We start from the raw sequence: 11,932 nt of genomic DNA on the forward strand, positions 1-11,932 counted from the left end.
CGCTCATCCCCTCACATCGACCAGCGGGAAATGCTCGATGGCGCGCGGCGTATCCTGCTGGCTGTCGATCAGCCGCGCGCTGCGCAGCTCACCCTCCGCCAGGCGGAACAGCATCTCGGCGCGCGATGCGCTGTCGGTCAGCGGCAGGCAGAATTCGGCGGCGAGGCGTGCCACCAGCGCCTGAGCGAAGAAGGGCGGGAAGGCGCTTTCGTCGGGGCGGAAGATGTAGGTCAGCGTGACGCTGGTGGCATCCGCCTGCAGCTTGTCCTCATGCAGCCGATAGGGCATGCCGCCGCCCCGCCCGCCGCTGCCGGCGGAGAGTGCGCGCAGGAAGCCGGGCGGCAGCTGGAAGGCATGCGCCATGTCGGCCGGCGGCGCCGCGGAAAGCCGCGGCAGGCTGGCCTGGCCGGTGGCGAAGGACCAGGGATGCGCGGACAGCAGCGCATCACGCGTCGGCGCGTAGAGATTGGCCGCGACCTCCGCTTCCGCGGTGCCCTCATCGAGCGAGGCGACGGGCTGCGCGCCGAGGCGCAGCAGGGCGCGCGAGCAGAGCGCGACAGCGGTCAGGGCCATGTGGGATTCTTCCGAATGTAGGGTGGCTGGTCTGGTGGTGAGGTCCCCCCTCACCCCACCCTCTCCCCCCGTTGGGGGGAGAGGGCTTTGCGGCTGCGCGGGCTATGCCGCCGCGCGCATCCGCACGACTATTCCGCGGCGCGCATGCGCACGACACCGAAGTTGTCGACCAGCGCGGCGCCCTGGCTCATCATGTTCGCGACGAAATGCGCGGCGCGGTCGCCGTGCCAGGTGATGTCGGTCTCGACCTCGGCGGCCGCGGCATGGCCGATGGCGGTGCGGTGGTAGAAGTAGCAGTAGCGAAGCCCGCCCGAGAGCGTCAGGCCCGAATGCGGCATCCACATCGCGCCCAGCCAGCGCTTCGCCTGGCTGCCCTTCCAAGGCAGCGCATCCTCGCCGACATATTCGGAGGAGGCGAATTCCTCGATCTCCAGCAGCTGCGACCACTGCTTCCAGCCGACCACGGCATAGCGCCCGCCATCGTCGGGCACTTCCGCCGCGCCCATCATCTCGAAGGCCAGCAGCACCTTCGCCTTGGTCAGGCCATCGGCATCCGTGGTGCCGGCGGCGGTGCCCACGGCCTCGTTGGTCGCGGTGTCGAGGGCCGCGATGATCAGCTCGTCGGTCTTGCGGCCCAGCGCATAGGCGCCGGCATTGGCCACCACGCTGCGCTCATCCACATTGGTCTTCAGCTCGTCCAGCCGGTCGATCCAGTCGCCGGCATAATAGTCCTGCAGCACGCATTCGACCTGCGCATGCTCCAGGTTCATCACGGGCACGGAGCCATGGCGCGTCTTCGCCGCGGCGATGCCCTTGCCGACCTTGGGGAAGAAGGTGCTGCTGCCGGTCACGCCGGTCTTGGAGCGCACGGTGGGGCGCAGCTTGCTGCCCTGGCGCTGATAGGCCTCATGCACCTCGGCCTGGAACTGGCGGGTGAAGACGGCGTCGATCTGGGTGGAAGCGGACATGCGATTTCCTTGTCACGGAAAGGGGTTTGGCGAACGGCCCGGCACGCCGGTTGCCCCCTTCGGGCCGGCGTCAGGGCAGCAGCCCGCAGCCCGCGGCGGCGGGTTCCCTGCGGGGATTGGGGGGCGGGGCGGATGGGGGCGAGCCCGCACCATCCGCCCCGCCGGACCGGCCCGGGGCTTGCGCCGCACCGGGCCGGAACTCGGGATGGTGCTGGCGCATTTTCCGAGTCGTTCGGCGTGAACGCCGAACTTGAAAATGCGCTAGTCGCTGACCAGCCGCCGAAAACCTTCGGTCACGCGCTTGACGAAATCGGGCTCCCGCGTGCGCCAGTAGCGCGGGTCGCGCATCATGCGGCGGAGCTCCGCCTCATCCGGACCGGCCTCGGCCTGCGCCTCCCGCGTCAGGCTGGGCTCCTTGCCCTCCATCATCCGGTGCAGCGCCAGCACGCCATCGGCGGTGGAAGCGAGCGCGGTGAAGACGGCCTCGGGCAGATGCGCGCGGCCCCAGGCGGAAAGCTGCGCGGCGATGCGACGGAAGCGTTCCTCCCCGCCGAAATGCGCGCGCAGCTTCTCCACCTGGCGCCCGGCCTCGAACTCCGCCGCCGCCTCGGCGATCAGCGGCAGCAGGCGTTCCGCCGCCAGGTCGTAGACCAGCTGCACCTGGCGGGCGTTGAAGCCGGCCTCGTGCAGACGCTGGTTCACCGCGGCGTCCGGCGTCAGCAGCTCGTTCGGCGGCGTCACCTGGTATTCGTCCGGGCTGTCCGGAATGCCCAGCGCGCGGCGCCAGCGCAGGCGGTCCTCCTCCGGCGCGTCATCGCCCGGCGGGGCGAAGCGCTGGGACAGGCGGCGCTCCAGCTCGATGTATGATTTCAGCAGCGCATCGACGCGCAGCGCGCCCTTCGCCTCGTCCCAGAATTTCTCGGGGATCTCGGCCGGCCGGGTGCTCGTCGTGGCGGTCTCGCTCGCGGCGTCGAGAAGGTTGTCGGACATGCCGGGGCTCACTCCTGGTTCGTGTTGACGGGGGGGCGGATGATCTCGGGCGGCGCACCGAGGGTGCGGGCCAGCCAGCGGGCGGCGGCGGGCTCGTCCAGCACCGCGCGCGCTTCCGCGCCGAGGCCCGCGGCGGCCTGCAGGAACAGCAGCGTGTCGCTGGCATCCGCCCGCGCCTGCACCCGGGCGAGCGGCGAGCTGTAGACCAGCCGCGCCTCCTGCCCATCGGCCAGCAGCGAAGGCACCTCGCCCCGCCGGCGCAGCACGGACAGGCAGCGCGCCACCAGCGGCCCCAGCAGCTCCGCTTGCAGCCGGCCGTAGATGGCGCCCAGCAGGCGGATGGAGATGGCGCTGCGCGCCGTCACCTCGGTGGCCGTCATGCCGACCTTGTCCGAGGCCTCGATCCGATCGGCCAGCAGCGCGCCGCGGATGCGCGCCCGCAGGTCCTGCAGGATCAGCTGCGAGACATCGAAATTGCCGGGTGCTGCCAGGGGCGTGAGGCCGGCCGAGCCCTGAGCCTTCGGGATGATGGCGCCGGGCACCAGGCGGATCGTCGCCGGGTTCAGCACGCCGTCATCCTCCGCCTGCCAGATGCCGGTAGCGGCGATGGAGGCGTTCTTCAGGATCAGCTCCACCACCTTGTTGGCGGTGCGGATATCGGGCAGCGCCTTGGCGACGGGGCCGCGGCCATAGGTCTCGCCGGGCACCTTCAGCCAGCGGAAGGCGATGAAGGGATTCTCCGCGAAGCGGCCCTCCGCCAGCAGTTCCGGCGCCGACTCACCGCCATCCAGCACGACCGCGAAGCGATGGCCGGCGCGCGGGTCGGGCCACACCGCCTCCACCACGCGCAGTTGCGGCGGCGCCTCATTGCCGTCCTGCCGCGGCAGCACCAGCTGCGCACCGGGCCAGCGCGCGCGGATTTCGGCCGGCGTCAGGCGGATGGCGCGGAAGACGGTGTCCAGCCGGCCCGAGGGGCCCTCCTCCAGCACCGTCTCCCGCAGCGGCACGGCCGTGAAGCGCAGCGCGGAGGTCTCACCGGGCGGCGCCTCCTCCACCAGCAGCACGGCGGTGCCGGTCACCACCAGTTCGAGAAAAGCCTGATGCAGTTCCAACGAAAAATTGGAGCGATCCAGGTGGCCCTGCAGCGTCTCGGCCGCCGCTTCCAGCAGCCGCGCCACCTCCTGCGCTGCCGGGCCTTCGGAGACCTTGCGGGCCGGCGCCAGGCCGAACCAGCGCGACCAGGGCGGCGCCAGTTCGGCGAGGAGGGAGGCGGCGAGCTGTTCGGCCGCATCGGCGGCGGTGGCGTCGAACAGCGGCGCGGCATGGGGCGCCGGCAGGGCGTGGTCGTAGCAGTCCTGCCAACGCCCCTCGAGCGGCCGCCGGCGCGCCAGGGCGCGTTCATGGCGGGCGAGGATCTGTTCCGGGGTCATCATCGCCTCATTCGCCCAGCAGGTTCTTGCGCGCGGCGAAGGCCGGCGCGGGGTCCAGCACCCCGCGGGCGGAGGTGGCGATGGTGCCGGCCAGGCCGCGGCGGGCCCGGTCCAGCGCCCGCTGCCGGGCACGGCGTGCGGCCTCCTCGGCACTGGCTTCGGTGGCGGCGGATTTCTCGGCGGCCGCCTCGACGGCGGCGTTGGTGTCCGGGGCGGACACGGCCGGCTTCGGCGCCTGGAACAGGCCACCCATGCGCGCTTCCTTCGGCTGGGGTTGCTCCCCGGCCGCGCCCAAAAAAAGACCCGCCCGGCAGAGCCGGACGGGTCGAGTTTGGGGGACCGGGAGAGGAGGATGCCGCGGGGCGCAGATCACCCCGTGGCAAGGGGGTGATAGACCGGCCTCACGGCCGCGTCAATATTTATTCCTATGTCTGATGATTATTTTCCTTCACCTGCCCACCCAGCCCAAGGAACAGCTGATAGGGCGTCCAGGCCGCAGGCGCCTCCGGGCCCAGCAGGGCGCGGCAGAGCGCGACGCAGCTGAAGGGGGCGATCGGCGGCAGCAGCCGCGGCGCCGGATCCCCCGGCGTGAAGGGGCCGAGCACCCGCAGCCCGGCGCGGCGATAGAAGGCCGGCAGGTCGAAACTGCCCTCGACGGGAAGCCGCGCCACCATCAGGCGCCCGGAAAGCGGCTCCAGCACCGTCCAGCCGGCCTCGTCGCCGAGTGCTGCGAAGCAGTGGCGGAAGCCAGGGCGCAGCAGGCGCAGCCAGGGCTGGTCGGCGACGCCACCGAAGGCGATCCAGACCGATTGCCCCGCCGCCTCCACAGCCCGCCGATGCGCGAGCCGCTGCCTCACTGGAGGCGTCCCCGGAATGGCACCACCTCCGCCTCCTGCAGCCCGCGCGGGGGGCCGCCGACAATGCCCTTGGCGCGGAGGGGAAAATCCAGCCGGTCCATCGCCTCCCGCCACAGGCGTAGGTCGCCGGCCTCCTGCGGGACGCGCGGGCTGGGGGCTTCGTGGCGCTCGCCCCAGATGCGCAGGATGCGCGCATGCGCCAGCTCGATGCGGCGCTGACGATAGAGCCGGTCGAGGCACTTCACCACATCGTCGGGCTCGCAGGGCCGCACCACCTGCCCGCGCCCGGCGCCCAGCCTGGCGCCGTCGCGCCGCGCCGTCAGGGCCGCCATGGTCCAGAACCAGGCATCCTCAGCCGAATCGAAGGGTTGCGCGCGTTCCAGGCTGACCAGGACGGGGGCGCGGCAGGGGGCGATGGACATGACCTTGGGTCCTCAGGGGCTTTGGTTCCTGAACAAAACAGGAACAAAGACCCCTTAACCTTTTCCACCCGGGGTTGCAAGGATATCGTTCCTATTGCATCGCGACTCGAAACCTAGGATGTCCCATCCCAGGAAGCGACGCCTCCCCGCGTCGCCTCCCGCAGCAGGGAATCCCTTGGCCATGCGGCACGAGGACATCTGGCGGGCGATCGATGCGCTCGCCGCGGAACATGGATTGTCAGCCTCGGGCCTCGCCCGCCGGGCGGGGCTCGATGCCACCGCCTTCAACCCGTCCAAGCGCACGGGCGTGGATGGCCGCGCGCGCTGGCCCTCCACCGAAAGCGTCGCCAAGGTGCTGGGCGCCACCGGCACGGGGTTCGAGGCCTTCGCCTCCCTCGTCACCGGCGCCCCGGCGCTCTCGCGCGGCGGCCGCGGCCCGATCGCGCGGCGCATCCCGCTGATCGGCCTGGCCCAGGCGGGCGGCGAGGGCTTCTTCGACGATGGCGGCTACCCGGTCGGCGGCGGCTGGGACGAGATCTCGGTGCCCGATGTGCCGGACCCCAACGCCTATGCGCTGGAAATCAGTGGGGAGAGCATGGAGCCGGTCTTCCGGGATGGCGACGTGGTCATCGTGTCCCCCGGCGCGCCGGTGCGGCGCGGCGACCGCGTGGTGGTCCGCACCCGGCAGGGGGAGGTGATGGCCAAGGAATTGCTGCGCCAATCCGCCCGCCGGGTGGAGCTGGCCAGCCTGAACCCGGCGCATCCGAACTATACCTTCGACCTGGCCGAGCTGGCCTGGATGCACCGGATCATCTGGGCGACGCAGTAGCGCCGCGGCTCATCGCCCCGGCAGCAGCGGCGCCAGCGTCTCCAGGTCCTTCTCCGCCCGGCAGGCCAGGAAGCGCGGCCCATCGCCCGGCAGCGGCGCGCCGACCGGGAAGGCGGTCAGGCCGATATCGCCATAGACCCGCAGCAGCCCCGGCCCGACGCGCCAGAAGGCGGCATCCACCCCCGCTCGCTCGCACATGTCGCGGAAGCGCCAGATGGCGGAGACGCGGTCGCGTTCATCCCCCGCCGGATCGCCGAGCGCCAGCCAGATGCCGTCGCGCTTGACGAAGGCGAAGCCGGCCCGCCCGGCCTCGCCGAAGACGGCGCCATCGGCCAGTTCCGGCGCCTCCGCCCCCAGCGCCCGCAGCCGCGCCCGCACCTCGGGGTCCCATTCCTCCGGCTGGATGCGGGCCGGCCGCAGCAGCCGCACCGCCGCCACCAGCAGCAGCACCCCGGCCAGGCCCACGGAAAACCGCAGGCTGTCCGGCGCGAGCGGGGAGATCACCACGCCCCACCAGCTGTCGCCCGCCACCTTGCCGCCATAGCTGACCAGCGCCAGCATCAGCGCACACAGCCCCACCACCACCAGCGGCAGCAGCGTGGCGCCGGCCAGCGGTTCCGTCATCAGCCGCGCGGTGCGGTAGAAGGCGCCGCGCATGGCGGCCAGCAGCCCCGCCACCAGCAGGAAGGCGCCCCAGAGCCACCAGCCATCGGCGCGCAGCCAGCAGATCAGCGCCCCGGTCAGCAGCAGCAGGATGCCCGCGCCCCAGGCCAGCGTCAGCCGCCGCAGCAGCCCATAGCCGATCACCAGCAGCAGCGAGCCGATGACGGAGGCCGCGAAGTGGCTGGCGACGGCCGCCTCATACCCCGCCCATTCCGCCACCGCCGTGCCGCGCGCCGGCAGCGCGCCGACGAAGAGCAGCAGCGCCCCGCCGAGGCCGGTGAGGCCGGCGATCACCGGCACTTCCAGCGCATCGGCCACGCCCTGTTCGACCGCGAAGCGCTTCAGCGCATGGCGGCGCTGGGCGATCTCGAAGCCGGCGAACAGGATGCCGGCCAGGAACAGCGGCACGATGTAGTAGTACAGCCGGAACAGCAGCAGCGCGCCCACCACCTGGGCCGGCGTCAGCCAGGGCGCGAGGCCCAGCAGGATAGCGCCGTCGAAGACGCCGATGCCGCCCGGCAGGCTTGCCGCGATGCCGGCGGTATAGGCCACCACATAGATGCCGAGGAAGCGGAGGAAGGTCAGCCCCTCCGCCGACGGCAGCAGGGTGTAGAAGATCATCGCCGTGATCGCGACATCGACGCTGGCCAGCGTGGTCTGCGCCACCGCCATGCGGAAGCCCGGCAGGTCGATGCGGTGCTTGAAGATCACAACATGGCTGCGGATGCGCGACAGGGTCACATAGGCGATCACCAGCGCCCACATCGCGAGGCCCAGGATGCGCATGGCCCAATGCGGCACATGCTCGCCGAGGCCCGGGATCACATCCGGCTCCACCAGCAGCACCAGCCCGCCGAGGGCGAAGCCGCCCAGGCCGAAGGTCAGGCTGGTGAAGGCGACCACCTTGGCGATGGCCAGCGCCGGCAGCCCCCAGGCGGCATAGAAGCGATAGCGCACCGCGGCGCCGGAGACCGCGGCGAAGCCCAGGTTGTGCGCCAGCGTATAGGCGCAGAAGGAGGCCAGCGAGGTGCGGGCATAGCTGACCGGATAGCCGGCATAGACGCTGCCCAGCCGGTCGTAGATAGTCAGCACCGCATAGGCCAGCAGCGTCCAGCCCGCCGCCACCCAGAGCGTAGCGGTGGAGATGGCGGCGAGCGAGGCGCGGATATCGGCGATGGAGAGGCTGCGGAATTCCTTCTGCACCACCCAGATGGCGGCGATCAGCAGCAGGACGCCGAAGCCTGCCACGCCGTGGCGGCGCAGCAGCTCGCCGAGCTTCCTCACGCGGCGGCGTCGCCGCTGGCGGCGCGCGAAACTTCGCCGCTGGCGGCGCTGGGCCTTTCGCCGCTGGCGGCGCTGGGCCTTTCGCCGCTGGCCGCGGGCCGCGCCAGCGCCGTCTCGATCAGCCCGATCGTGCCGGCAATGCCGTACAGCGCGACGAAGCCGCCGAAGCGCGGGCCTTCCGGCTGGCCCAGCAGCACCTGGTACAGCGCATTGAACCAGGCGCGGGAGACGCCGGGCCGGCCGTCCTTCGTCATCTCGATGAAGGGCTCGCGCCGCCCGGCATCATAGACCAGGTCCTGGATCGCCTTGGCCTGCTCATCCGGCGGCAGCAGTTCCAGCTCCCCCTGCTGCGCCCGCAGCGCGGCGGCCAGCGCCTCGAAGGCGGGGCGCTCGGCCTCCGTCGCCGCGCGGTGCTGCTTGTTCGGCGCGACGCGGTCCCGGTAGTAGGCGACGGCGTGCTCCACCAGGCGGGCCAGCAGCGGGTGGGTTTCCCCCTTCGCATCCGGCGCGTAGCGGCGGAGGAAACCCCAGAGCATTTCCGGTGCATCCGCGTTGATCACGCTGGCCAGGTTCATCAGCATGGTGAAGGACACCGGCGTGCCCGGGTCGTTGGTGGGCCCGCCATGGATGTGCCAGGCCGGATTGTCCGGCCCCGGCACCGTGCGCAGCCGGTCCAGGTTCTGCACGTATTCGTCGACGGCGCGCGGGATCACGTCGAAATGCAGGCGCTTGGCGCGGCCGGGCTGGTTGTACATGAACTGCGCCAGGCTCTCGGGCGGGGCGTAGTGCAGCCATTCGTCGATGGTCAGGCCATTGCCCTTCGACTTGCTGATCTTGCCGCCGTCCTCGTCCAGGAACAGCTCATAGGTGAAGCCGATCGGCGGCTGGCCGCCCAGCACCTGGCAGATGCGGCCGGACAGCCGGACGCTGTCGATCAGGTCCTTGCCGGACATCTCGTAATCCACGCCCAGCGCGTACCAGCGCAGCGCCCAGTCGGCCTTCCACTGCGCCTTGCAATGGCCGCCGGTGATGCGCGTGCCGTGGCGCTCGCCGGTGGCGGGGTCGATCCAGACCAGCAGATCCTCCGCCGGCCGCACCTCCTCCATCGGCACCTGCATCACCACGCCGGTCTTCGGATGGATCGGCAGGAAGGGGGAATAGGTGGCGCGGCGTTCCGGGCCGAGCGTCGGCAGGATCACCGCCCGCACCTCCTCATGCCTCTCCGCCATCCGCAGCAGCGCCGCATCGAATCGTCCCGACCGGTAGTAGTCGGAGGATGAGGCGAATTCGTAATCGAACCCGAAACGGTCCAGGAAGGCGCGCAGCCGGGCATTGTTGTGGTGCCCGAAGCTTTCATGCGTGCCGAAGGGATCCGGCACCGCCGTGACCGGCCGGCCGAGATAGCCGGCCAGCATCTCCCGGTTGGGAACATTGTCCGGCACCTTGCGCAGCCCGTCCATGTCGTCGCTGAAGGCGATCAGGTTGGTGGGCAGGCCGGTCAGCTTCTCGAAGGCACGGCGCACCCAGGTGGTGCGCGCCACCTCCCCGAAGGTGCCGATATGCGGCAGGCCGGAGGGGCCGTAGCCGGTCTCGAACAGCGCCGCCGATTTGCCGCCCGCCTGCACCCGGTCGGCGACCTTGCGCGCCTCCTCGAAGGGCCAGGACTTGGCGGTGGTGAAATCGGCGGACATGCGTCAGGTCATCCTCAGGCTGGAGGCGGTGCCGCCTTATAGGTGCGGCGGGCGGTCCAGGCGAGGCCATCCGCAATGCGCCGGGCATTCACGCTCCGGAAGCCAATGATGCCTAGCCTCGGTGGGATCGAAGGCGCACAGCCTTCATTCCAGAGGCGCACCATCCTGCCCGGACGGTCCGCCCACCGAAGGATCCGCCATGCCGGCCTGCCCCTGCTGCACCGACGCCTTCCCGCATCGCGCCAGCCGCGGCCATGGCCGCCGCGGGCTGATGGCGGCCATGGCCGGCCTGGCGGCCACCGCCGCCGGCCTCACCCCGGCCCGCGCCGCCAGCAGCCTGCCCCCCACCACCCTGACGCCCGACCAGGCGCTGGACCGGCTGATGCAGGGCCATCGCCGCTTCCTGGCCCAGGCGGCGCAGCCCGGCCCGGGCAACCTGGAACGCCGCGCCATCCTCGCCACCGGCCAGGCGCCCTTCGCCGCCGTGCTCGGCTGCGCCGACAGCCGCGCGACGCCGGAGGTGCTGTTCCAGGCCGGCCTCGGCGAGATCTTCGTCGCCCGCAATGCCGGCAACCTGGCCGATACCGGCGCCATCGGCAGCCTGGAATATGCGGTGGCCAATCTGGGCGTGCCACTGATCATGGTGCTGGGGCACCAGCATTGCGGCGCCGCCGGCGCGGCCGTGGCGCTGGCGCAGCAGCCGCTGTCCCTGCCCGTGCATCTGCGGGACATGCTGCTGCCCATGCTGCCGGCGGCGCTGGCCGCGCTGCGCGCCGGCGGCGATGTGGTGGAAGGCACCGTCCGCGCCAATGTGGCGATGAACGTGGCCCGGCTGCTGGCCGAAAGCCCCGTCCTGGCCAGCGCCGCCGCGGCCGGCCGGCTCAAGGTGGTGGGCGGCCATTATGCCCTGGACACACAGCAGGTCTCGGCCATCGCGTGATTGGCCGAAGCCCGGCTTTGCGCTATGCGACCTGTCCTTGCGAGACAGGAGCAGCGTGCGATGCGTGTGGGTGTGATAGGCGCCACCGGAGCGGTGGGGCGGGAGCTGGTGGAGGTCCTCGGGCGGCGTCGCTTCCCGGTGACGAAACTCCGCCTCTTCGCCTCGGGTCGCAGTGCCGGCACCGTCCTGCCCACGCCCTTCGGCGATACGGTGATCGAGGAATTCAGCCAGGAGGCCGCGCGCGACCTGGACCTGGCCCTGCTCGCCGTCTCCGGCGACTTCGCCAAGAAGCACGCCCCCGGGCTGGTCGCCGCCGGCGTCACCGTGGTGGACAATTCCTCGGCCTTCCGGCTCGAGGAGAATGTCCCGCTGGTGGTGCCGGAGGTGAATGCGGCGGCCATCGGCGATGCCAGGCTGATCGCCAATCCCAACTGCACCACCGCCATCCTGGTGGTGGCGCTGGCCCCGCTGCATGCCGCCTTCGGCATCAAGCGCGTCATCGTCTCCACCTACCAGGCCGCCTCCGGCGCCGGGGCGGAGGGCATGGTGGAGCTGGAGCGCGAGACGCGGCGCGTGCTGGTGGACGGCGCCAAGGCCCAGAACGAGGTCTTCGCGCACCCGCTGGCCTTCAACGTCATCCCCCACATCGATAGCTTCCAGCCGAACGCCTATACGCGGGAGGAGATGAAGGTCGCCTGGGAATCCCGGAAGATCATGGGCCTGCCCGATCTTCTCATCTCCTGCACCGCCGTCCGCATCCCGACCATGCGCGTCCACGGCGAGAGCGTGACGATCGAGACGGAGCGCCCCGTCACCGCCGAGGCCGCCCGCGCCGTGCTGCGCCAGGCCGCCGGCGTGAAGGTGCTGGATGACCCGGCCGCCCTGCTCTACCCGATGCCGCTGACCGCCACCGGCCAGGACGACGTCGAGGCCGGCCGCATCCGCGCCAACCCGGTCTTCGGTGACCGCGGGTTGGACTTCTTCCTCTGCGGAGACCAGCTGCTGAAGGGCGCGGCGCTGAACGCGGTGCAGATCGCGGAGCGGGTGCCCGCCTTGCGCGTGCCGGCCTGAGCCGCGCAGTCCTCCCTCACCGCATGACTCCCTCTCCACCCAACGGGGGGAGAGGGTCGGAGTGAGGGGGGCCGTGCAGGATTAGACGGCCAGCGCCACCAGATGCGCCGTCTCGATGGGCGCGGTGCATCAGGCCGCCGAGCCCCCCTCACCCCACCTTCGACGCATGCGTCGAACCCCCCGTCGGGGGGAGAGGGCCTCAAGTCACGCGCCG

12 protein-coding genes are annotated in these 11,932 nt (G+C 71.5%); 3 read left to right on the plus strand and 9 right to left on the minus strand.

All coding sequences use genetic code 11. The features are described 5' to 3' along the window. Positions 1–3 precede the first annotated feature (3 nt). The 7 genes from J3S20_RS14415 to J3S20_RS14445 all read right to left on the minus strand — a co-directional run bounded on the left by J3S20_RS14415 (position 4) and on the right by J3S20_RS14445 (position 5,240). Positions 4–573: a hypothetical protein gene (locus J3S20_RS14415; RefSeq protein WP_216837197.1), complete on the minus strand. Its 570-nt coding sequence runs from the start codon at positions 571–573 to the stop codon at positions 4–6. Between the two features lie 128 nt (positions 574–701). After that, entirely contained in the window at positions 702–1,541 is an 840-nt protein-coding gene (locus J3S20_RS14420) for a phage capsid protein (RefSeq protein WP_216837198.1), read from the minus strand. A gap of 261 nt (positions 1,542–1,802) precedes the next feature. Further along, positions 1,803–2,531, minus strand: coding sequence for a capsid assembly protein (locus tag J3S20_RS14425; RefSeq protein ID WP_216837199.1), 729 nt, complete (start codon positions 2,529–2,531; stop codon positions 1,803–1,805). 8 nt (positions 2,532–2,539) lie between these two features. Continuing rightward, positions 2,540–3,964 (minus strand): portal protein, encoded by a 1,425-nt coding sequence (locus J3S20_RS14430; protein ID WP_379793666.1) that lies wholly within the window; start codon positions 3,962–3,964, stop codon positions 2,540–2,542. Positions 3,965–3,968: 4 nt separating this feature from the next. Continuing rightward, a complete protein-coding gene (locus J3S20_RS14435) occupies positions 3,969–4,214 on the minus strand; it encodes a hypothetical protein (RefSeq protein ID WP_216837200.1) in 246 nt (81 codons plus the stop codon). 172 nt (positions 4,215–4,386) lie between these two features. Continuing rightward, the gene (locus J3S20_RS14440; protein ID WP_343215225.1) at positions 4,387–4,818 is read right to left on the minus strand and encodes a hypothetical protein; all 432 of its coding nucleotides are present in this window, start codon (positions 4,816–4,818) and stop codon (positions 4,387–4,389) included. Further along, positions 4,815–5,240, minus strand: coding sequence for a hypothetical protein (locus tag J3S20_RS14445; protein ID WP_216837201.1), 426 nt, complete (start codon positions 5,238–5,240; stop codon positions 4,815–4,817). The genes J3S20_RS14440 and J3S20_RS14445 overlap by 4 nt, the downstream gene beginning before the upstream one ends. Positions 5,241–5,421: 181 nt before the next feature. Here J3S20_RS14445 and J3S20_RS14450 point away from each other — a divergent pair, with 181 nt between their 5' ends. Then, positions 5,422–6,069, plus strand: a complete 648-nt coding sequence (locus tag J3S20_RS14450) for a S24 family peptidase (protein ID WP_216837202.1) — start codon at positions 5,422–5,424, stop codon at positions 6,067–6,069. 9 nt (positions 6,070–6,078) lie between these two features. Here J3S20_RS14450 and J3S20_RS14455 read toward each other — a convergent pair whose 3' ends face one another. After that, entirely contained in the window at positions 6,079–8,016 is a 1,938-nt protein-coding gene (locus tag J3S20_RS14455; RefSeq protein WP_216837203.1) for a phosphatidylglycerol lysyltransferase domain-containing protein, read from the minus strand. Beyond that, a complete protein-coding gene (locus J3S20_RS14460) occupies positions 8,013–9,707 on the minus strand; it encodes a lysine--tRNA ligase (RefSeq protein ID WP_216837204.1) in 1,695 nt (564 codons plus the stop codon). The genes J3S20_RS14455 and J3S20_RS14460 overlap by 4 nt, the downstream gene beginning before the upstream one ends. 199 nt (positions 9,708–9,906) lie before the next feature. Between J3S20_RS14460 and J3S20_RS14465 the strand changes: the two genes are divergently transcribed. Together J3S20_RS14465 and J3S20_RS14470 are read left to right on the plus strand one after the other, a co-directional pair. After that, positions 9,907–10,647: a carbonic anhydrase gene (locus tag J3S20_RS14465; RefSeq protein ID WP_216837205.1), complete on the plus strand. Its 741-nt coding sequence runs from the start codon at positions 9,907–9,909 to the stop codon at positions 10,645–10,647. 60 nt (positions 10,648–10,707) lie between these two features. Then, positions 10,708–11,718 carry an aspartate-semialdehyde dehydrogenase gene (locus J3S20_RS14470; RefSeq protein WP_216837206.1) on the plus strand — a complete coding sequence of 337 codons (1,011 nt, stop codon included), beginning with the start codon at positions 10,708–10,710 and terminating at the stop codon, positions 11,716–11,718. Positions 11,719–11,932 lie beyond the last annotated feature (214 nt).

The organism is Falsiroseomonas tokyonensis (genome assembly GCF_019024325.1).
Taxonomy (GTDB): domain Bacteria; phylum Pseudomonadota; class Alphaproteobacteria; order Acetobacterales; family Acetobacteraceae; genus Falsiroseomonas; species Falsiroseomonas tokyonensis.

What these genes read in the sequence shown, in the direction of transcription:
- J3S20_RS14415 (WP_216837197.1), bottom strand. Translation starts at nt 573, where the DNA reads ATGGCCCTGACCGCTGTCGCGCTCTGCTCGCGCGCCCTGCTGCGCCTC.
- J3S20_RS14420 (WP_216837198.1), bottom strand. Translation starts at nt 1,541, where the DNA reads ATGTCCGCTTCCACCCAGATCGACGCCGTCTTCACCCGCCAGTTCCAG.
- J3S20_RS14425 (WP_216837199.1), bottom strand. Translation starts at nt 2,531, where the DNA reads ATGTCCGACAACCTTCTCGACGCCGCGAGCGAGACCGCCACGACGAGC.
- J3S20_RS14430 (WP_379793666.1), bottom strand. Translation starts at nt 3,964, where the DNA reads ATGATGACCCCGGAACAGATCCTCGCCCGCCATGAACGCGCCCTGGCG.
- J3S20_RS14435 (WP_216837200.1), bottom strand. Translation starts at nt 4,214, where the DNA reads ATGGGTGGCCTGTTCCAGGCGCCGAAGCCGGCCGTGTCCGCCCCGGAC.
- J3S20_RS14445 (WP_216837201.1), bottom strand. Translation starts at nt 5,240, where the DNA reads ATGTCCATCGCCCCCTGCCGCGCCCCCGTCCTGGTCAGCCTGGAACGC.
- J3S20_RS14450 (WP_216837202.1), top strand. Translation starts at nt 5,422, where the DNA reads ATGCGGCACGAGGACATCTGGCGGGCGATCGATGCGCTCGCCGCGGAA.
- J3S20_RS14460 (WP_216837204.1), bottom strand. Translation starts at nt 9,707, where the DNA reads ATGTCCGCCGATTTCACCACCGCCAAGTCCTGGCCCTTCGAGGAGGCG.
- J3S20_RS14465 (WP_216837205.1), top strand. Translation starts at nt 9,907, where the DNA reads ATGCCGGCCTGCCCCTGCTGCACCGACGCCTTCCCGCATCGCGCCAGC.
- J3S20_RS14470 (WP_216837206.1), top strand. Translation starts at nt 10,708, where the DNA reads ATGCGTGTGGGTGTGATAGGCGCCACCGGAGCGGTGGGGCGGGAGCTG.